The organism is Pseudomonas huaxiensis (assembly GCF_003231275.1).
Taxonomy (GTDB): Bacteria; Pseudomonadota; Gammaproteobacteria; order Pseudomonadales; family Pseudomonadaceae; genus Aquipseudomonas; species Aquipseudomonas huaxiensis.
The window spans coordinates 87,837-107,896 of record NZ_QKVL01000020.1 but is presented as its reverse complement, the minus strand read 5'-3'; the positions used below and the strand labels follow the sequence as shown (position 1 = coordinate 107,896).

The 20,060-nt window shown below is 64.2% G+C and carries 13 protein-coding genes; 9 read left to right on the top strand and 4 right to left on the bottom strand.

Features of this window, described 5'->3' with window-relative positions:
* Positions 1-73 precede the first annotated feature (73 nt).
* From DM374_RS20190 to DM374_RS20175, 4 genes are all read right to left on the bottom strand, one after another.
* Positions 74-1,567, bottom strand: coding sequence for a surface lipoprotein assembly modifier (locus DM374_RS20190; protein WP_110971481.1), 1,494 nt, complete (start codon positions 1,565-1,567; stop codon positions 74-76).
* A 75-nt stretch (positions 1,568-1,642) separates the two neighbouring features.
* Positions 1,643-2,479 (bottom strand): Slam-dependent surface lipoprotein, encoded by an 837-nt coding sequence (locus tag DM374_RS20185; RefSeq protein ID WP_110971480.1) that lies wholly within the window; start codon positions 2,477-2,479, stop codon positions 1,643-1,645.
* A 71-nt stretch (positions 2,480-2,550) separates the two neighbouring features.
* On the bottom strand, positions 2,551-5,676 hold the full coding sequence (locus DM374_RS20180; RefSeq protein WP_225422547.1) for a TonB-dependent receptor domain-containing protein: 3,126 nt from the start codon (positions 5,674-5,676) through the stop codon (positions 2,551-2,553).
* 348 nt (positions 5,677-6,024) lie between these two features.
* Positions 6,025-6,987 carry a helix-turn-helix transcriptional regulator gene (locus tag DM374_RS20175; RefSeq protein ID WP_225422546.1) on the bottom strand — a complete coding sequence of 321 codons (963 nt, stop codon included), beginning with the start codon at positions 6,985-6,987 and terminating at the stop codon, positions 6,025-6,027.
* Positions 6,988-7,148: 161 nt separating this feature from the next.
* Between DM374_RS20175 and DM374_RS20170 the strand changes: the two genes are divergently transcribed.
* The 9 genes from DM374_RS20170 to DM374_RS20130 all read left to right on the top strand — a co-directional run bounded on the left by DM374_RS20170 (position 7,149) and on the right by DM374_RS20130 (position 20,059).
* Positions 7,149-8,210: a class I SAM-dependent methyltransferase gene (locus DM374_RS20170; protein WP_177431584.1), complete on the top strand. Its 1,062-nt coding sequence runs from the start codon at positions 7,149-7,151 to the stop codon at positions 8,208-8,210.
* Positions 8,211-8,214: 4 nt separating this feature from the next.
* On the top strand, positions 8,215-9,495 hold the full coding sequence (locus tag DM374_RS20165; protein ID WP_110971478.1) for an MFS transporter: 1,281 nt from the start codon (positions 8,215-8,217) through the stop codon (positions 9,493-9,495).
* Complete coding sequence (locus tag DM374_RS20160) at positions 9,492-11,864, top strand: decarboxylase (protein WP_110971477.1); 2,373 nt, start codon at positions 9,492-9,494, stop codon at positions 11,862-11,864. The genes DM374_RS20165 and DM374_RS20160 overlap by 4 nt, the downstream gene beginning before the upstream one ends.
* Entirely contained in the window at positions 11,864-14,383 is a 2,520-nt protein-coding gene (locus tag DM374_RS20155) for an aminotransferase class III-fold pyridoxal phosphate-dependent enzyme (protein WP_110971476.1), read from the top strand. The genes DM374_RS20160 and DM374_RS20155 overlap by 1 nt, the downstream gene beginning before the upstream one ends.
* 216 nt (positions 14,384-14,599) lie before the next feature.
* Entirely contained in the window at positions 14,600-15,772 is a 1,173-nt protein-coding gene (moeB, locus tag DM374_RS20150) for a molybdopterin-synthase adenylyltransferase MoeB (RefSeq protein WP_110971475.1), read from the top strand.
* 10 nt (positions 15,773-15,782) lie between these two features.
* Entirely contained in the window at positions 15,783-16,193 is a 411-nt protein-coding gene (locus tag DM374_RS20145; RefSeq protein WP_110971474.1) for a Mov34/MPN/PAD-1 family protein, read from the top strand.
* Between the two features lie 51 nt (positions 16,194-16,244).
* Positions 16,245-16,517: a MoaD/ThiS family protein gene (locus DM374_RS20140; protein WP_095155961.1), complete on the top strand. Its 273-nt coding sequence runs from the start codon at positions 16,245-16,247 to the stop codon at positions 16,515-16,517.
* 93 nt (positions 16,518-16,610) lie between these two features.
* Complete coding sequence (locus DM374_RS20135; RefSeq protein ID WP_110971473.1) at positions 16,611-18,413, top strand: CoA transferase; 1,803 nt, start codon at positions 16,611-16,613, stop codon at positions 18,411-18,413.
* A complete protein-coding gene (locus tag DM374_RS20130; RefSeq protein WP_110971472.1) occupies positions 18,410-20,059 on the top strand; it encodes a class I adenylate-forming enzyme family protein in 1,650 nt (549 codons plus the stop codon). The genes DM374_RS20135 and DM374_RS20130 overlap by 4 nt, the downstream gene beginning before the upstream one ends.
* The last annotated feature ends 1 nt before the right edge of the window (position 20,060 follow it).

Genomic DNA, 20,060 nt, shown 5'->3' with positions numbered 1-20,060 from the left:
CAAAGAAACCCGCGAAAGCGGGTTTTTTTATGCCTGCGATTTGGCCTCGGATCTCGCCGAGGCCCCTACCCTCCTAGAACGTCTTCTCGAATTTCAGCGCTACTTCGGTCTGCCGGTAGGCATAGGCCCAGTCGATGCTGCTGTCGGTGACCGTGCGTTTCATGTAGAGATTCGGCACCACCCCGGCGAACGCGAAACGCGGCATGCTCAGGTTGGCGATGTAGATCTGCTGGCGGTCCTTGCGCAGGCCGCCGAGGAAAACGTCCGGCGCATCGTAGCGGGTGGTGCGGTACAAGCCGACCACGCTCACGTTAACCCCCAGTTCGAAGCTGTGATACGCACCCAGGCTGCCCATGTACTCGCGATTGCTGGCGGTATCGGCGTCCTGGCTGCGCCGGGTGTAGGTGACGCCGCCGAATACCAGGGTGCGCGGATCGAGCATGTACGACAGCGAGGTGCCGACCTGACGCTCGTCGTAATCATCGAAGTACTCGCGCTGTTCGCCCTGGAAGCGGAAGTGCTTGTGCTGAGCCTGCAGGCCGACCTGCAGCCGGTTGGTCAGGTTGTGCTTCCACTCCCCGCGCACGCCGCTGGCCTGGTACTTGGTGTGATGGTCGTTGTAGTAATTCTCGAACAGCGGCGTGAGCGATACATCGTTCAGCGCGCTCTGGAAGCTGTAGCCGGCGTACAGCACCGAGGTGTTGTCGTCGTACCAGGTCTTTGTTTCGCCATCATCGCCATGCTTGTCGTAGGTGTTGCCGTAGCTGAGGCCGCGCACCATCAGATGGTGGTTGCCGGCGATCTGGAAACGGCGCTCGGCGGCCATGTCATAAACCAGGCTGGATGACGTGATCGGCTTGGGCATCTGCCGGCTGTAGTCGAAGCACTCGAAGAAGATCGTGCAGACCTGGGTGCTGGTGGTCATGCCATTGCCCTGGTTGATGTTGCTGTTGTAACCGAAGCCCAGCGACGCCGACCCATGCCATTCGCGGCGCAGGTCGATACCCTTGTGGTACTCGCCCAGCACGCTCAGGACCTGCTCGGGCACATCGGTAGCGGCGACCTCGCGAAACAGCGCTTCAGCTTCACCGGTCTGATTGTCTTCGAACAGCGTGCGCGCCAACTCCAGGCGAGCACGGACGAAACCTGGCTGTAGCTCATCGGCCCTGCGCAGATGTGCGATGGCCTGCTTGTACTGGCGGTCGCTGCGGGCGATCAGCCCCTCGGCCATTTCAATCAGTGCCGGCTCATGATCAGGCAGTTGGCGGTAGCGCTCGACGAACTGGCGCACCTTGCCCCACTGCTGCAGGTTGATGGAGACGTAGATGGCCGGCCCCAGGTCTTCGAGGGTGTTCTGTACGTTGTAGGTCTGCCCCTCGATGGTGATCAGCGAAGCATCGTTCTCGGCCGGATCCGGCGCGCCAAGATTGGCCCGCTCGCGCGCCTCGGCGGTGCGGTCGATCTTGTTCAGCAGCAGACGGGTGTCGTCATCGTCGGCCAGCAGCGCGGTGGAACACAGGGCAGAGAAACACAGCAGGGCAACGCGCCCCCGCATGGACGGCAGCATGGTGATCGTTCCGGGACAGAAAGAAAGAGGTCGGAAGGGGGAGCCGAAGCTCCCTCCTCCAATGACACGCGGGTGTTACTGCTTGGCGCCGCCGAAGGCGACTTTGGTGGTGGTAGTGGTGTAGATACCTGCCAGGGCCTCGGCGTTGGCGCCGTAGAACTGGCCTTGGATGTTGGTGCCACGGGCGAACGAGCCGTTCGAGGCGATGGTAGTACCGGCGAAGCTGAGCGAACCCACGGTACCGGTCAGGGTGCCGCTGCCAGAACCGTAGTTGGCGGTCAGCACGCCCGAGGTGACACCTGCGCCGGTGCCCGGGTTGTACTGGTTGATGCCGACCACGTTGTACTTGGCGTTGACCAGGGTTGGCATGCTGGTGGTCGGGTTTTCGCCGACGAACCACACGGTGCGGTCTGCGCTGGACAGGTTCAGGTCAGTGCTGTTGAGTGGCTGGGTGCCGGTCTTGCGTGGAGCCCATTCACCGAAATACACCTCGGAACCGGAAACCTTGGCGATGACTTCACCGCCAAACTGCGGGAAGTTCGGCAGCGGGTTGTCGATCTGGCGGTAGGCGTAGACGTTGGTGTTGTAGGCGAAGGTGTTTTTCCACGTCTCGGAGACATTGTATGGAGTGCCGGTAACCGGGTGGGCCTGGGTGATGATCGCCGAACCGGTACCCGGAGTAGCGATGAGCCCGTTAGTTTGGGCAATCGGGCCCGCTGCGAAGCTCACCACCTTCGAAGTATCCGCAGTACCGCCAACGCTGGTCGGCATGGCAATGCCAGCAGTGTTTAAAGCGAGCATGTTGGACGCTGTGGCAGTGACATAACCACTGGACGAACCACCGGAAACAGTCGCAGCGAAGCTAGTGGACGCCATCAGGGACAGTGCGGAAAGAACAAACAGCTTTTTCATGGAACCTCCTTGGATAGTTGAAAAAACACTGTTTTTAATAAAAACAGCAAAAAATCGGATTTATTTCTTTATTAGAATCGGGCAGTAAGACCCATCTTCATTGTGCGTCCCGGCGCCGGTAGCATTGCCCGGGCCAAAGGATCTATGTAATAACGATTAGTGATGTTATTGACACCAAAATCGACATCGATATTTTCAGTCAACTTGTAACTTGCAAAGGCATCGAATACCCAGATCGGATGCCAGCGATAAGGTCGGCCGAATGCTTCCGCGCCGTTGACGCCACTGGTGATCCACTTGGCTTCTTCCTTGTTTTCGGCGCTGCTGTGATAAACCATTCGCCCGCCCAGCTCGAGTGACTCGTTGAAGAGACGCACACCGCCGTCGAGATTGATCGAGTACTTGGGTTGCAGGCTGGTCCGGGACAGGGTTGACGGAAAGCCACCTGTCACACAGCTGTTGATGGCCTTGTTATAGATCGGGTCATAGGTGGCGGCGTAATCTTCGTCACACAGTTTCTGCTCAAGCCGGTAGCTGACGCCGAAGTTACTGAAATAGCGACCCGTGTCGGTACGGGTCTGCAACTCAATACCGGAATACGTTTTCTTGTCAAACTGAACAATGTTATAACTGGCGTCTCGATCTATATAGTCGCGAATCTCATTATTGTAGTAGTTGATACGGAAATCGGCGTGACGCCAGTCCGGAACAAAGCTGCGCAAGTCATGAACATAGCCGACCTCCCAGTTATAAGCATGCTCCGGCTCCATTGCCGAATTTGAACTTCGACCGTATAGAGTTCCCGACTGAGTATCTTCATAAAGCGTTGGAAAACGAACGAATTCGCTGTAACGCAGATAAACCCGGGCATGTTCGGTAAGCAGGAAAGTGAGCCCTGCCATGGGCGTCCAGGCATGATCCCGGCGCTTCTCGGGCTTCTCCCACTTGTCTTCCGAAGTAGTAGCGGCAGTGACCAGACCTCTCCTTTCGGGTTGGATGTAACGACTGGCGGAGCCTGTCGTACCCTGCGGGTTAGCCACCGTTTCATTCAGATCTATCGTGCCGTTGAGAAACTGGTTGGTCGACTTGTCGATCTTGAAACCATCGTACGCGGCGGTGAATTTCTCACCAATTGTGTAATACAGGCCATTGACACGATAACCCTCCGTCTCACTGGCAATCATTTCCTCGACATCCTCCTGAGGAAGCCCCCACGACTCGACTTCGTCACGCACGCCCTGTTCAAGCGAAGCGGCTTCCTCATCGGTCATCAGCCGTCGATAGGTAAATGTTTGTCCTGTGGTGACCTGCTCACTCACTGACCAACCGCTGTCACGATTCTCCCGGTGCTTGGCCAGCCCCTCATCGAACGAGTTGTAGTCGCTGTACCGCGCCCCGACGTTGACCACCAGCCAGGGCATGGCTGTCCATTCATTGTTGAAGCTGAAGTTGTACTGCTGCCGGTTGCCGCTGCGTGGACCGAGGCGACTGGTCGCCCAGACAATCGCGTTACCCATCATCTCTGGAGCGGCGTAGCTTTCATCCAGTTTCTCGTGGCTGAAATCGCCAGCCACTGTCAGGTTGAAGGTATCGCTGAGGGCCATGCGGTTACCCAGGTTCACCCCCCAACGATCGTGCTGTGATACCTGCTTCGACCTGGCAAAAATGGTGAATCGACCATCGTCATTAGCCATGGGCGTCGGCTGGGTAGAAGGCGCAATCGCACACGAAGCGGGATTGTTCGCGTACTGGCATTGCACCCAGTTATCCCAGGCAATGTCTCGGTCAAAGCCTGTCGCGGCGGCGCCATACAGCGAATCGCCAGTCTGGTAACGCCGGGTGTCATTCTTGGTCATCCAGACACCGGCCTGGAGGTTGATCAGGTCGTTGTCTTCGGGATTCCAGACATAGTTCAGCGACCAAGTGTCCTGCTTCACCTCCGAGTAGGGGAACTGGATGCCGACGTTCAAGTCAGCGTCGAGCCCCAGAAAGGATGTGAAGCTGTTGACGAAAGGCGAGCTCTCGCCATATTCGATATCACTGTGCATGTAGGACAGCTTCAGGCTCTGCTGGTCAGGCAGGTACCAGGTGCCCTTGAGCAGTGTGGTGCGCATGTCGCTTGAGGTATTGGTCACCTCGTAACCGGGGTGATACAACTTGGCGACGTAGGACGTTCCGGCTCCCGGTACGCTTTGGTTACTTTCAGCCTTGGCCTTGTCCAGCCAGCCCTCGGTCTCGTACCGCTGGCTGCCGCCCTTGCCGCTGTAGTAATTGCCCTTGCGCCGGTAGCTGTAGGCCGCGAGCAAATCGAAATCTTCCTGACGGGTACCTGCCGCAATGCGGAAAGCGTTGTCATCGAAATTGAAGTCGGTCCCGCCCGACCCCTTGCGCGGGGTAACACGCCCGCCATTTGGCAGGGTGAAGCCGACGACGCCGTCATAGCTCACGACTGCGCCGGGAACATCGTGATAGTCCTGACCAAAGAGACCGGAGCCAGAATCCTCGGGCGAGACTGAGTTGCTCGCGGTCTCGGTCTTGATCTCGATGCCCCAGGGCTGCCCAGGCTTGACGATATCGTCGACATCGAGGGTCTTGATCTGCACCGAGCCGCCAATGCCGCTCTTGACCCCGGCGGTAACGGAAGGCCCCTTCTCCACCGAGATGCTGCCGATCATGTTCGGGTCGACATAGTTGCGGTTGGAGATACCGCCCGAGCCTTGCCACACCGACATCGCCTGCTCGGTGCCATCGACCGTCACCGGAATTCGCCCTTCGCCCTGAATGCCGCGGATGTTCGGGTCCAGCGCCCCGCTGTTGCGCGCATCGCCGCTGTAGACGCCATTCATGCCGCTGAACACGTCGGATACTGAGGTGCCCTTGTAGCGTTCCAGCTCTTCCTTGCCGGCGTAAACGCTTGAGACATCCTTGCGGTAGACGTCGCTTTGCCCCTTCTCATCGCGGTCTTCCCATTCCGCCTTCACTTCCTGCGCCTCCAGCACCTCCAGCCCCCGCTGCGAAGTCCCCGGCTTGCTCATCGCTTCCTCATAACCAGCAGGCAGTTCGATCTCCACCGGCCCCATGTTCGGTACCGAGGTCTGCTCTTCGGCAAAGACGGCGGCGCTGGAAAGCGCCAGGGTGATCGACCAGACCAGGGGCTTGAGTGGCAGGGACGAAGGTGTGGGTACGGGCGAGAGCATGGCGAAACCTGTCGTTGTCATTGTCGGTGGTAGATGGCAGATACATGGCCACTCTGCGGCGGCGAGGTGATACTACCGACAAAAGCGAATGAATCTCGTTTAGATTCATATGCGAGAAACAGAAATTTCTATGCGGGCAGGCAGGGAGCGGAGAAGTCCGCTCCCGGAGGGGGCTTAGGCTCTGTATGAAATGTATTCGAGCGAAGGCCAGGCAAGGCGAAAACAGGCGAGGAACGGCCGGGGTCGCGCTCGACGTTTACTGGTTGTAAATGAGCATTCCGACCGGGCTCGCGCACGAGCCTGTTTTCAACGCAGCATGGCCGAGTTCGGATGCATTTCGTGCAGAGCCTAGCGTTTCTTGCCGAAGATCGACTTCGGCGCACGCCCGAAATAGCGGGTGAATGCCACGGTGAAATTGTTCGGATACTTGTACCCGACCTGCCACGCCGCCTGGGCGACCTGCTGGCCGGACTCGAGCAGCGTCATGGCTTTGCGCATCCGCAGGTCGAGCAGCATGCGCGCGGGCGTAGTGTCGAAGAGGTAGCGGAAGCCTTCCTTGAGCTTGTGCTCGTTCATGCCGACAGCCGTGGCGAGGTACTCCACCGTCAGCGGCGTGTGTAGCTGCTCGCAGAGGAGATTACGGGCCCGCTCGATGCGTTCGATGTCACTGCTGCCCAGCGGCGACGCGGTGCTGTCTTGCGGCGCCAGCAGGTTGAACTGCTCCGACAGCAGGCTGAGGGTATGGATGTGCAAGTCCAGCCGGTTGGACGGATTGAGCACACCGGGTTGCAGGTAGCGCACCAATGCCGCCGCGTGGGCCTGTGCAGCCTTGGAACTGGCGCGGTAATCGAGCCGGTTCAAGCGGCCGCTGCCCAGCACCTGCGCGGCGCGTTCCTCGCCGACGTACTTGCAGAGGGTCGGCTGGTCGATCACCACGCGCAGTTGCGAAGCGGTCTCGTGGGCTTGATAGCGGCGCTCGCCAGGCGTGGCGCGGAACGCGGTGATGGTCGTGTGGCCAGCATCGAAGGCCAGGTTGCTGCCGTCCTGGCCGAGAAAACCGGATTTCCCCTGCAGCCCGATGGTCACGACCATCACATGGCCGTCATGCGGGCCGCAGGTTTCTTCGATCAGGGTCCGTACGGGGTGATAGTGCAAACGCCCCAGCGATAAACCTTGTTCGAGCTGCAATAGCTCCGAATAGCACTGGCCGAGGTCCTCGGACAGTTGCATGCGCAAACGACCGTCCGCCTGGACCGAACGGTGCCTGGGATGATCCAGGCCGAGACGGCAACTCCCTTTCATTGTGCTCATGACGACATCCCTGCGGCCATGCGAGCGGCGCTTCGCATAGGAACGGCTCCGGCTCGCATACTTAACATTAATGATTCTCATTTAATATATATCACCTTTTTCAGTGATTCGGCCACGGCTTGTTTCGTTATGAACAAGGCGGCCAAGTACAGGGAGTTACCGTGCCTCAACGTGCCAACCTCGATCAGCCTCACCAGGATCTGAACAGCACCCATCCCCTGCAGTCGTGCTGGGACCTGCAACTCGCCGGGCTCGGCGCCGATGCCCTGCAGGTCGCGCTTGAATGTGCGCTGTTCGATCATCTGGTCGCGCCGGTCAGCGCGCCTGTGCTGGCCGACACCCTTGAGCTGGACGCCGCCAGTACCGGCTACCTCCTCGAATTGCTGTGGAGCCTGGGCCTGCTCGAACGCGACAGCCAGCATCCCCCGCGTTACCACAACCTGCCGCTGGCCGACCTGTACCTGCGTGCCGAGGCCAACGCCTACTGCGGCGATGCCCTGCTGTTTCGGCACCGGGTCATGCGCCAGACCGGCGCCCAGCTCGGCGACTACCTGCGCAACGGCGTGCCGCGCCCGCCCATGGCTTCTGCGGCAATGGCCAAGGGCTGGGCCGACGCCGCCCGCCTGCAGATCGCCCAGGAACAACGCGCCGTCACCCGCGACGTGGCCTGCGCGCTGGTCGAAAGCCTGCCCGAAGCCCAACACCTGGAACGTCTGCTGGACCTCGGCGGCGGTCCCGGCCTGGTGGCGATTGCCCTGGCCGAGCGCCTGCCCGCCCTCGAAGGCGTGGTTTTCGAATACCCGCTGGCCGCCGAAGTGGCCCGCGAAAACATCGCCTCAGCCGGGCTCGCGCAGCGCCTGAAAGCCATCGGCGGCGACCTCAACGACGACGATTTCGGCAGCGGCTACGACCTCATCTGGTGTTCGTCGGTGCTGCATTTCGTCCACAACCTGCCCGACACCCTGCATCGCCTGTTCGCCGCCTTGCGTCCCGGTGGCGTGCTGCTGTGTTGCCAGGCCGAAGTACCCGACGAACGCCAGGCCGCCGCGCAGGTGCTGCCTTATTACCTGCACATGCGCCTGCAAGGCCGCCACGTGCTCGCCGAAGGTGAACTGGCGCGCACGCTCGAAGGCATTGGCTTCAGGGCCGTGCAACAACTCAACGGACTGCGCTTCCCGGTAACCCCGGTCAACGCCGTCATCGCTCGCAAACCTCAGGGATAACTCGATGGACCGCACGCGAATCGCCGGCCTGCAATTGTTGTTTGGCTGGCTCAACCTGGTGCTGGCCGTACCCAGCATCTACCTGATGTTCGGCATGCCGCTGGTCATGCGCCAGTACGGCTGGAGCGGCACCGAAATCGGCCTGTTCCAGCTCGCCGGGTTGCCGGCGGTGTTCAAATTCCTGCTGGCCGTGCCGGTGCAACGGGTGCGTCTGGGCAAGGGCCATCTGGTCCACTGGATGTTGCTGCTCGGCGCGGCGCTGCTGGTGCTGTACTGGCTGATCGGTCGACAGAACCTGATCGAGCAGCGCATGCCGCTGTTCGTCATGACCTTCGCCATCAGCATCATCGCCACCTGGATGGACATCCCGCTCAACGCCCTCGCGGTGCAGTGGCTGCCGCGCAGCGAACAGTTGCGCGCCGGCAGCATTCGCTCGGCGGCGCTGTTCCTCGGGGCGATCGTCGGTGGCGGCGCCATGCTGCTGATTCAGGCCCGACTGGGCTGGCAGGCACCGTTCTTGATCATGGGCGTGGCACTGGTGATTGGCGTGGTACCGCTGCTGGTCCTGCGTCGACGGCCGCAACCGGCGGAACCCGCGTCGGCGGCGCCGTCCGGCTTCGTCGCCGACTGGATGAGTTTCTTCAGCCAACCGGCGGCGCGCCAATGGACCTGGCTGCTGCTGACCGCCTTCCCATTCATCGGCGCGGCCTGGCTGTACCTGAAACCTCTGCTGCTCGACCAGGGCATGCCGATGCAGGAAGTGGCCTGGATCGTCGGCATCGCCGGCGGTGCTACCGGCGCCGTGTTCAGCTTGCTCGGCGGTCGTTTGCTCAGCGTGCTCGGCACTGCGCGGGCGATCCTGCTGTACCTGTTCGCCGCCCTGCTGGCGCTGGTGCTGCTGACCGTCACTGTGTGGCTGCGACTGGGCCCGGCCTGGTTGATCGCCAGCGCGTTGTGCCTGGCGGCGAGCATGGGCGCGGTGTCGGCCTTGATGTTCGGCCTGACGCTGTTCTTCAGCCGGCGCCAGCGCACCGCCAGCGACTATGGCCTGCAATCGAGCCTGTTCGTCATCACCCGCCTGGCCGCTCCGGTGGCTGCCGGGCTGCTGCTGGACCGCCTCGGCCACGCCGGCATGCTCGCCTGCCTCAGCACCGGCCTGCTGCTGGCGCTGCTGCTGGCCTGGCGGGTACGCCACAGCATCGCCGGCAGTGCCGAAGCATTGCTGGTCAATGAACGCCACGCCACTGCCGGCGTGATCCCCATCGTTACCGAGGGCAAAGCATGAAGCCGCGTATCGTCGGCATCTGCCTGGTCAGCCGCAATCGCGCGCTGCAGGAGGATGTGCAAGCAGTGCTTGACCGGCTCAACCACTGGTTGGGCCATGAAACTTCGCTGCACAGCCAGCACTGGCCGGACAGCGATTCGCAGTGCCTGTACCGGCAGGTGGCCGGACAAGCCGAAGCCTATGTGCGCGAACACGCCCAGGGTCACGACCTGTATCTCGACCTGCGGGTGTTCGATACCGCCGCCGACGCCAGCGTGGCACTGGCCACCGCCAGCAGCGAAAGCGATTACGTGCTGTTCGACACCCGCCACCTGCACGCTCAACCCGACAGCGATCCGCTGGTGGAACTGCTCGCCGCCCAGCCCGAAGCCAAGCGGTCTCCCAGCTCGGCGCTGCTGCTATGTGACGAGGAGCACCTGCAACACTGGTTGCTGCGCCTCGGTGGCAACCGCCTGGTGCGGGTGCCGCATCCGACGCAAACCTTGCGCCGCGCCGACCTGCTGCGCCTGTTCGTCGATCACCTGGAACACGCCTACTTCAACCGCCTGCTGGCCCGCACGACGCTACAGTCCAGCGAGCCGGTGGCGCTGGCGCGAGACATCCAGCAGCGCATGGACGCGCGCTGGGGCGAGCATTGGGATTGCCACTTCTTCACCGGTTCCATGGTCGCGGGTTTCCTCGACTCCATGGGCGCGCTGTTACGCGGCAGCGGTCGCGGTTTCCACACCGCCAGCAACGAGCACGCCCTGGCGGTCAGCGCGCTGGCCGGCTGGCAGTTGTACCGCCGCGCTTATGTGATCGTCATGACCTCGGGCATGCTCGATGAACTGCGCGGCACCCTGGCCAACCTCAAGCGTGCTGGCGCACCGGGACTGGTGATCTGCGCCGACTCGCCCGAGTCGGTCTGGTTCGCCTTCCAGGGCAGCCTCGATTGCGACAACGACGGTCATCAGGTGATTGCCGCCCGCGGCCTGTGGCAGCGGTTTATCCGCCGTCCTGACGAGTCCCGGGAAAGCGTCGAATCCGCCTTCGCCGCGCTCGATGCCACGCCCGCGCCCACCTTCCTGTTCGCCACCCAGGCGGTATTGGAATCGCGGGTCGAGACCGGTCCGAGAGAGTCGACAGCGCCGCAACCCGCCGTCGCGAGCGAACTCGACGACAACCAGCGCGCCGCCCTCGACGGGGTGCTGGAAGTGCTCAACCACGAACCTGCGCGCATCCTCTGGCAGTGCGGCCGGCTCACCGATCAGGAACGCGAGCGCGTCATGGCCCTGGCCAAACGCTGCGGCGTGGCGCTGGCCGACAGCATCATCGCGCCGGGCAGCGTGAGCGCCTATCAGGACCAGGAACCGGTACTCAACTACCTTGGCCCGCTGTCGATGTACGGCTTCAGCCGGCGCATCCACGCCTTCCTCGAACAGCCGGACGCCGACGAAGGCAAACCCTGGCTGTTCTTCCTCAAGAGCAAGATCGACCAGTCGGCCACGCCCTACTCCGAAGGCCGGCTCAAGCGCCTGTTCCACATCGTCCAGATCAACCGCCGCCGCGAACACATCTCGCCCTTCACCGAAGTGGCGCTGGAACTGCCACTGGCCACGGTGCTGGACTATCTGGAGCCGCGCCTGAACGTGCCGCCGCCCTTGTTGCAGGCGCGCCGCGAGCGCTTGCAGCGGCTACAGCGCACCCGCGAGGCGCTGCCGAGCGATCAGGTCGAAACCCTGCCGATGACGCCGAACTTCTTCTTCCATCGCCTCGGCCTGCTGCTCGCCGAACTGATCGAGCGCGATGGTTATCGCTACACCGGTGTCTACGACGTCGGCCGTTGCAGCATCTCGGCCATGCGCAACCTGCCGCGTACCGACGCCGGCTTCTCCGGCTGGTATGGCCGCGCGCTGATGGGTGACGCGCTGATGTCACTGCCCTACATCGCCCTGAACAACAGTCAGCATGTGCTGGCGTTCATCGGCGACGGCGCCCGCGCATTGGTGCCGGACATCGAGCAGCGCCTGGCCATGTGCCTGGCCAGCACGGCGGACGCCGCCCAGCGCAACGTCACCGTGCTGTACCTCTCCAACGGCGTGCTGTCGATGATCCAGACCTATCTGGACAAGCGCTACGCCTGCCACGGCGCGGCGCAGGTCAACGTGCCGCTGAACGGCGGGCCGGTCTGGGAAGAACAGCCCTTCGGCCCGATCAGCATCTGCCGCGCGCGCCTGCTCGCGTTCTGCCCCGACACCCTGCGCCAGGCCCTCACCGCGCCTGGCCGCCTCAACTTCTTCGACGTCTGGCTGGGCCACAACTCGGAGGGCGACGGCTTGAGCCTCGTCTCCGAAACGGCCTGGAGCCGCCTCAACGCAGAGAGCCACTGATGAAATTCGGATTCATTGCCCACCCCACCTCCACCGGCCTGTTGCATCAGGTCAAGCTGGTCGACCTGCTCGACCGCACGCTGGAAGAACAGGCCTGGGGTTACGACAGCACCCGCTGGCGCCAGCGCAACCTGGTGCCCTTCGTCGATTTCGGACGCATCGTCAGCGCTTGCGGCGCCGAGTGCTCCGGCATCCTGCAGTTCATGCCGCTGACTGCCGAGCAGATGCTGCGCCAGCCCCGGGCCATTGCCGAGCGCGTGCTGCAAGGGGTCAATTCACTCAAGGCCGAGGGCGCCGATCTGGTCGGCCTGGGTGGTTTCACCGCGATTGTCGGCAACCGTGGCCTGGCGACCATGGAACAGGCCGACGTGGCCGTGACTACCGGCAATTCGCTGACCGCCTACGCCGCCTACATCAACCTGCTGGACAGCCTCACCCTGCTCGGCGTCGCGCCGGAAAACGCCGAGGTGGCGGTGCTCGGCTACCCCGGTTCGATCGCCCTGGCGGTGGCGCGACTGCTCGCCGGCCATGGCTGCCGGCTGCGTCTGGTGCACCGCGGCAACCAGCGCCAGGCCGAGGCGCAACTCGAATACTTGCCGGCGCAGTACCACGCGCAAGTCAGCCTGCATGACAGCATCGAAGACTGTTACGCCAACGTCCGCTTCTTCGTCGCCGCCACCTCCAGCGGCGGCCTGATCGACCCGCGTCGGCTGCTGCCCGGCTCGGTGGTGATCGACGCTGCGCTGCCCAAGGACGTGATGGACGTTCCTCACACCCGCCGCGACATCCTGCTGGTGGACGGCGGTCTGGTCTCGGCCAGCCCGGCGGTGCACCTGGGCATGCGCACCATGGGCCTGGAACCCAAGCGCAGCATGAACGGCTGCCTGGCCGAAACCATGATCCTGGCGCTGGAAGGCCGCGACGAAGCATTCTCCATCGGCCGCGAATTGCCGGCGGACAAGGTGCTGGAAATCGGTGCTATTGCGGCCCGCCACGGCTTCACGCCCTCGCCCATGGCCAGCAACGGTGAAGCCCTCGCCAGCGACGATTTCGGCCGCCTGCGCCGTCATCACCACGGCCAGCGTCCGGTGCGCGCCAGCGATGCCAAGGACGACCCGATGAACCTGCGCCGCGAGGTGCTCAACAGCTTCGGCGAGCACATCAACCCGGTGCTGCGCGAGTTCTACCAGTTCAACCATATCGAGCGGGTGTTCAGCCACGGCGAAGGCTGCTGGCTGACTGACCTGGACGGCCGTCGCTACCTGGACTTCGTCGCCGGCTACGGCTGCCTCAACACCGGTCACAACCACCCGGCCATCAGCGCGGCACTGCAACGCTATTTGCAGCAACAGTTCCCGACGTTCATCCAGTACCTCTCCGCGCCCCTGCACGCCAGCCTGCTGGCCAAGCGTCTGGCCGACCTGGCGCCGGGCGGCCTGTCGCGGGTGTTCTTCAGCAACTCCGGCACCGAGGCGGTGGAAGCGGCGCTCAAACTGGCCCTCGCCGCCAGCGACAAACACACCGTGCTGTACTGCGACAACGGCTACCACGGCAAGACCCTCGGCGCGCTCTCGGTGACTGGCCGGGCCAAGCACCGCAAGCCGTTCGAACCGCTGCTGCCGCGTTGCGACAGCCTGCCGTTCGGCGACCTCGACGCCCTGCGCACGCGCCTGGCCAAGGGCGATGTGGCGGCCCTGATCATCGAGCCGATCCAGGGCGAAGGCGGCGTGATCCTGCCGCCGGACGGCTACCTGGCCGGCGTGCGGGCGCTGTGCGACGAGTACGACTGCCTGTGGATTCTCGACGAGATCCAGACCGGACTGGGCCGTACCGGCAAACTCTTCGCCTGTGAATGGGACGGCGTCGCGCCCGACATCATGGTGCTGTCCAAATCGCTGTCCGGCGGCCTCGTGCCGATTGGCGCGACCCTCTCCCGCGAGGCGGTCTGGCAGCGCGCCTATGGCGACATCGACACCTTCGCCCTGCACACCTCGACCTTCGGCGGTGGCAACTTCGCTGCAGCGGCGGCACTGGCGGCACTGGACGTGCTGGAACAGGACGGCCTGATGGCCAATGCCGCCGAAGTCGGCGCGCACTTGCAACAGGGCTTGCTGCAAATAGCCGAGCGCTACCCGTTCATCAAGGCCGTGCGGGGTCGCGGGCTGATGCTCGCCATCGAATTCCAGAACAGCATGGCCGGCGGCATCGAGGCGCTGGTGCGAGAAATGGCCGGGCGCATTCCAGGCCAGGCGGCGGCCACCTACCGCATGCTTTCGGGCACGGCGCGGCGGCACCTGGAAGCGGCGATGGAAGAGCTGGAGCAGAGCCTCGAAGACATGTTCGTGCTGCGCCTGATGACCAAGCTTTCCGAGGACCACGGCGTGCTCACCTTCGTCACCGCCAACAACAACCGGGTGATGCGCATCCAGCCGCCGCTGGTGGTGAGTATCGACGAGGCGGACCGGTTCCTTGGGGCGTTCGCTGCGGTTTGTGAGGACCTGGCTACGTTCGAGTCCTGAGTGACCTTATCGCTGGCAAGCCAGCTCCCACAGGTTCAGCGTCGCCACAGACACTGTGGGAGCTGGCTTGCCGGCGATAGGGCCCTCCCAGCCCCAGCAGTTCTCATAGCTTTTCCGCGCTTTGCCATACGAATCCTCCGCCTCCCCCGATTGCAACTTCCCCTGTTACATTTGAAAATAATTCCAGTTCGTATCTACTGAATGGAAGAAAGCGATATGACCTTACCGCCGCTGGTCGAACCCGGTGCCGAGCTTACGCGCGAGGAAGTGAACCGCTACAGCCGTCACCTGCTTATCCCCAACCTGGGTGTTACCGGACAACGCCGCCTGAAGAACGCCAAGGTGCTGGTCATCGGCGCCGGCGGCCTTGGTTCGCCGACCCTGCTGTACCTCGCCGCCGCCGGCATCGGAACGCTCGGCGTGATCGATTTCGATCGGGTCGACGAGTCCAACCTGCAACGCCAGGTGATCCACACCGTCGACAGCGTGGGCGAGCTCAAGGTGGAAAGTGCCCGCCAGGCCATCGCCCGCCTCAACCCGCTGGTCAAGGTGATCACCCATAGCGACCGTCTCGAACCGGACATGGCCGTCGAGCTGTTCTCGCGCTATGACCTGATCCTCGACGGCACCGACAACTTCGCCACCCGTTACCTGGTCAACGACGCCTGCATCCTCGCGGACAAGCCCTATGTGTGGGGCTCGATCTTCCGCTTCGAAGGCCAGGCCTCGGTGTTCTGGGAAAACGCCCCGGACGGTCGCGGCCTCAACTACCGCGATCTCTACCCGGAGCCACCACCGCCGGAACTGGCGCCGTCCTGCTCCGAAGGCGGCGTGCTCGGCGTGTTGTGCGCGGCCATCGCCTCGATCATGTCCACCGAAGCGATCAAGCTGCTGACCGGCATCGGTGACCCGCTGCTCGGTCGCCTGATGGTCTACGACGCCCTGGAAATGAGTTACCGCGAACTGCCGATCCGCCGCCTGCGCAACCGCCAGCCGGTCACCGCGCTGTCCGACTACCAGGCGTTCTGCGGCCTCAACCGGCCAGCGGCAGCGAACGACAGCGGCGTGCCGCTGATCAGCGCGCTCCAGCTCAAGTCGCTCAAGGACGGCGGCAAGGCACCGGTGATCATCGATGTGCGCGAGCAGACCGAGTGGGACATCGTGCGCATCGACGGCGCCCTGCTGATGCCCAAGTCCGCCGACGTCGCCAGCCAGATCGTCGCGCGCTTCGGGCATGACACCGAACTGGTCATCGCCTGCAAATCGGGCATGCGTTCCCAGGCGGTATCCAGCGACCTGCGCAAGCTGGGCCTGGAAAAGGTGCGCAACCTCGAAGGCGGTGTGCTGGCCTGGGTCCGTGACGTCGAGCCGGCACTGCCGACCTACTGAGGTGCAAGGCATGCCATTGCGCATCACCCGTGCGGCGCTCGAGCAGATCCAGCGCCAGGCGGCCAGGGAGCATCCGATCGAAGCCTGCGGGCTGATCGCTGCGCCCTGCGAGGCAAAGGTCGCGGCACGGGTGATCCCGATGCGTAACCACGCCGCGTCGCAAGTCTGGTTCAGCTTCGACCCCCGCGAGCAATTACGGGTGTGGAGCGAACTGGACGAGCGCGACGAGGAATGCCGCGTGCTCTATCACTCGCACACCGCCAGCGAAGCCTGGCCCAGCCGCGAGGACATCGCCCACGCCCAGGACCCCGCGCTGCACTACCTGATCCTGTCCACCTGGCCCGACGTCAGGCACCGGGTCCGCAGCTTCCGGATCGTCGAAGGCCGGGTATTCGAAGAACAACTGTCCATTCAGGAATGAACAGGACCGCCATTGACCGGCGGCCAGGACACCCCCTCAAAGGAGCATCACATGTCGGTTTCAGTCATGGTTCCAACCCTGCTGCGTCCTCTCACCGACGGGCAGAAAAAAGTCGAAGCCCAGGGCGAGACGGTTCGCCACATCATCGACAACCTCGACAGCCGCTACCCCGGGATCAAGGCGCGCCTGGTGCACGCCGACGAGGTGCACCGCTTCGTCAACATCTACGTCAACGACGATGACATCCGCTTCGCCGAAGGCCTGGCCACCGCCATCGCGCCGGGCGACAAGCTGACCGTGCTGCCCGCCGTCGCCGGCGGCTGAACCCCGACGGCCTTTTCGCGGACTGACCCGCGAAAAGGCCCGCACCGAAAACCCGGCATTCCGACCGATCGCCCCACGCCAAGGTGCCCCACCATGCCCCGTATCCTGGATGACGCCAGACTCACCTGGCGCAGCGGCCCCTGCCTGCCCGCCTGGCAGACCTTGAGCGCAGCCCTGCAGCGCCAGGGTGAATGCCTCGGTGTGCAGCATGCCGAAAGTGACCCCGAAGGCCCGCCCCTGCAATTGCTGCACCCCGACTTGCATCCGCTCCAGACCCGCTTCGCCGGCTTGCCGGCACTGCCGCTGGAGTTGTCTACCGAATTCACGATCCAGGCCGCCTGCGGCCTCATGTCGGTGCACGGCCGCGCCAGTGGCAGGCCCCAGGCCCTGGGCGTGAACTACCTCGCAACCCTGAATGCCGCGCTCGCCTGGCAAGGCAGCCTGGCCGCAGCGGTCGGCCAGTTGCGCGGCGGCGACTTCGCCACCGTCTCGCTGCAACCGGCCACCGGCGCGCTGTTGAGCATCGGCCAATACCTGGCCGGCGCTACCGCACCGGAAGATGCCGAACGGCTGCTGCCCGGTGCCGATGACGCTCTGGCCCGGCCGCCGTTCGTCTCCGCTGACGGCGTGCTGTTCGAACTGGAAACGCTCGACAGTCAGCCATGGCGGCGCTTCTGGAACGCCCTGGAAGTCAGCGACGTCATCGCCGGCAAGGCCTGGCAGCGCTTCCTGTTGCGCTACGCCCGCGCCGTCGCGCCGATGCCGTCCGAATGCCTCGATGCCCTGGCCGGCTTGCCGCTGGCGCGGATCCAGGCCATCGCTCTGGAAACGGGAGTGGCGCTGGTGCCGGTGCGCGGTCTGATTCAGCGTCGCGCCGACAGCGACTACGCGGCGAGCGCCGCCAACCCCTGGCAACTGCAGCGTGGCAAGGCCGGCATACCCGCCCGGCGCGCGGTCCCGGGGCGCCTGCCGCTGCAAGGCATTCGCGTGCTCGAATCCTGCCGCCGCATCCAGGGTCCGCTGGCCGGGCACCTGCTGTCGTTGCTCGGCGCCGAAGTGATCCGCCTCGAACCACCGGGCGGCGACCCGCTGCGCAATATGCCGCCGTGCGCCGATGGCTGCTCGGTGCGCTTCGATGCGCTCAACCACCTGAAAGACGTGCGCGAGGTGGACATCAAGTCCGCCGCCGGTCGCGCGCAGATCCACGCGCTGTGCCAGGACGCCGATGTGTTCCTGCACAACTGGGCACCCGGCAAAGCCGCCGAATTGCGCCTGGACGCCGCCGACCTGCACGCCACCCAGCCGTCGCTGATCCACGCCTACGCCGGCGGCTGGGGCGATGCCTCGATCGACGCGCCCGGCACCGATTTCACCGTGCAAGCCTGGTCAGGCGTGGCGGCCCGCATCGCCTCGGCGTCGGGCACCCGTGGCGGCACCTTGTTTACCGCACTTGATGTGCTGGGCGGAGTGATCAGTGCCCAAGGCATCTGCGCCGCGCTCCTCGACCGCGAGCTGCATGGCCACGGCGCGCAGTTGCACAGTTCCTTGCTCGGCGCTGCTGATCTGCTGCTCGACAGTCATTGCGGCCAGCCCTCTCCAACGCTGTTGCAAGGACTGTTCAGCACCGCCGACGGCCTGCTCGCCCTCGACTGTCAGACCCGCCAGCAACACCAGGCCCTGACCCGGTTGCTGGGCGGCGATGCCGACCCGCTCCGCCTGCAGACACACCTGGCCGAGCACGGCAGCGAACACTGGGTGGACGCCTGCCTGCGGGCCGGCATTCCCGCCAGCGTCGCCCATGAAGACCTCACCCTGCTCGCCGCCGACCCGCGCGTGGCCCCGAGCCTTACCCAACGCGCCTACCGCTCTGTTCAATCACCGTGGAGTTTCCTATGAATACTGCCGGAATCGTTGACCTGGTCCCCCTGCACACCCGCCGCCGCTGGAGCGAAGACGGCAGCTATCCCAACCAGGATGTGTTCAGTCTGTTTCGCCAACGCGCCGCACAAGCGCCGGACAAAGCCGCGGTGCTGTCGCCGGACGGCAACGTCAGCTACGCGCAACTGCTCGACGCCGCCCTGCGCATGGCCGCCAGCCTGCGCCAGGCAGGCATCGTCGCCGGCGATGTGGTCGCCTATCAGTTGAGCAACCACTGGCGCTGCTGCGCCGTCGACCTCGCCGTGGCTGCGCTGGGCGCTGTGGTGGCGCCGTTCCCGCCGGGGCGCGGCAAGCTCGACATCCAGTCGCTGGTGCGCCGTTGCGACGCCCGCGCAGTGATCGTGCCCCAGGAATACGCCGGCATAGACCTGTGCGAAGTCATCGAGTCGCTGCGCCCGACCTTGCTCTCGCTGCGCATCCTGATTGTCGATGGCGAGCCCCGCGCGGGCTGGTCGACCCTCGACGCGCTGCTCGACGCCGCCCCCATCGACAGCGCCAGCCTGCCCAAGGTCTGCCCCAATTCTCCGGTGCGCCTGCTGGTGTCGTCCGGTACTGAATCGGAGCCCAAGCTCGTCGCCTATTCGCACAATGCGCTGGTCGGTGGCCGTGGCCGCTTCCTGCAACGCATCAGTGACGACGGTGCCGAATTCCGTGGTCTGTACCTGGTGCCGCTGGGCTCGTCGTTCGGCTCCACCGCCACTTTCGGCGTCCTCTGCTGGCTGGGCGGTTCGCTGGTGGTGCTGCCGCGGTTCGACGTCGGCGAGGCGATCAAGGCCATCGAGCAACTGCGCCCGACGTTCATTCTCGGCGTGCCGACCATGCTCCAGCGCATCGCTGCCGAACCGGCCCTGGCCGATATCGACAAGTCGAGCCTGCGCGGCCTGATCTGCGGCGGCTCGGTGATCGACGAAGCCACCGTGCTGCGCTGCACCGAACACTTCGGTTGCGGCTTCATCAGCCTGTACGGCTCGGCCGATGGCGTGAACTGCCACAACACCCTGGACGACCCGATCGACGTGGTGCTGGGCAGCGTCGGCAAACCCAACCCGGCGGTGTGCGAGATCCGCATCATTGATGACCTGGGCCGGGAACTGCCCCACGGCGATGTCGGTGAAATCACCGCGCGCGGGCCACTGAGCCCGATGCAGTACGTCAACGCCCCCGAGCTGGACGAACGCTACCGCGACGCCGAAGGCTGGGTGAAGACCGGCGACCTGGGCTTTATCGACCAGCAGGGCTACCTGGTGCTGGCCGGCCGCAAGAAGGACATCATCATTCGCGGCGGCGCCAACATCAGCCCGGTGCAGATCGAGGGCCTGGTGATGGGCCACCCGGATGTGGTCACCGTGGCGTGCGTTCCCGTACCCGACGCGGACCTCGGCCAGCGCGTGTGCCTGTGCGTGACGCTGCGCGAAGGGGCGGCGAAATTCGCCCTGGAGGACATCACCGGCTTCCTGCGCGAGCAGGGCCTGGAGGTCAACAAGCTGCCGGAATACCTGCGCTTCTATCGCCACCTGCCGCTCACCCCGGCGGGCAAGGTCGACAAACGTGCCCTCGCCGCGGATGCCGCCGGCCTCGGCGAACCTGTCCGGCAGGTGGGCTGAG

What these genes read in the sequence shown, in the direction of transcription:
- DM374_RS20155 (WP_110971476.1), top strand. Translation starts at nt 11,864, where the DNA reads ATGAAATTCGGATTCATTGCCCACCCCACCTCCACCGGCCTGTTGCAT.
- DM374_RS20160 (WP_110971477.1), top strand. Translation starts at nt 9,492, where the DNA reads ATGAAGCCGCGTATCGTCGGCATCTGCCTGGTCAGCCGCAATCGCGCG.
- DM374_RS20165 (WP_110971478.1), top strand. Translation starts at nt 8,215, where the DNA reads ATGGACCGCACGCGAATCGCCGGCCTGCAATTGTTGTTTGGCTGGCTC.
- DM374_RS20145 (WP_110971474.1), top strand. Translation starts at nt 15,783, where the DNA reads ATGCCATTGCGCATCACCCGTGCGGCGCTCGAGCAGATCCAGCGCCAG.
- DM374_RS20190 (WP_110971481.1), bottom strand. Translation starts at nt 1,567, where the DNA reads ATGCTGCCGTCCATGCGGGGGCGCGTTGCCCTGCTGTGTTTCTCTGCC.
- DM374_RS20130 (WP_110971472.1), top strand. Translation starts at nt 18,410, where the DNA reads ATGAATACTGCCGGAATCGTTGACCTGGTCCCCCTGCACACCCGCCGC.
- moeB (WP_110971475.1), top strand. Translation starts at nt 14,600, where the DNA reads ATGACCTTACCGCCGCTGGTCGAACCCGGTGCCGAGCTTACGCGCGAG.
- DM374_RS20185 (WP_110971480.1), bottom strand. Translation starts at nt 2,479, where the DNA reads ATGAAAAAGCTGTTTGTTCTTTCCGCACTGTCCCTGATGGCGTCCACT.
- DM374_RS20180 (WP_225422547.1), bottom strand. Translation starts at nt 5,676, where the DNA reads ATGCTCTCGCCCGTACCCACACCTTCGTCCCTGCCACTCAAGCCCCTG.
- DM374_RS20135 (WP_110971473.1), top strand. Translation starts at nt 16,611, where the DNA reads ATGCCCCGTATCCTGGATGACGCCAGACTCACCTGGCGCAGCGGCCCC.
- DM374_RS20175 (WP_225422546.1), bottom strand. Translation starts at nt 6,987, where the DNA reads ATGAGCACAATGAAAGGGAGTTGCCGTCTCGGCCTGGATCATCCCAGG.
- DM374_RS20140 (WP_095155961.1), top strand. Translation starts at nt 16,245, where the DNA reads ATGTCGGTTTCAGTCATGGTTCCAACCCTGCTGCGTCCTCTCACCGAC.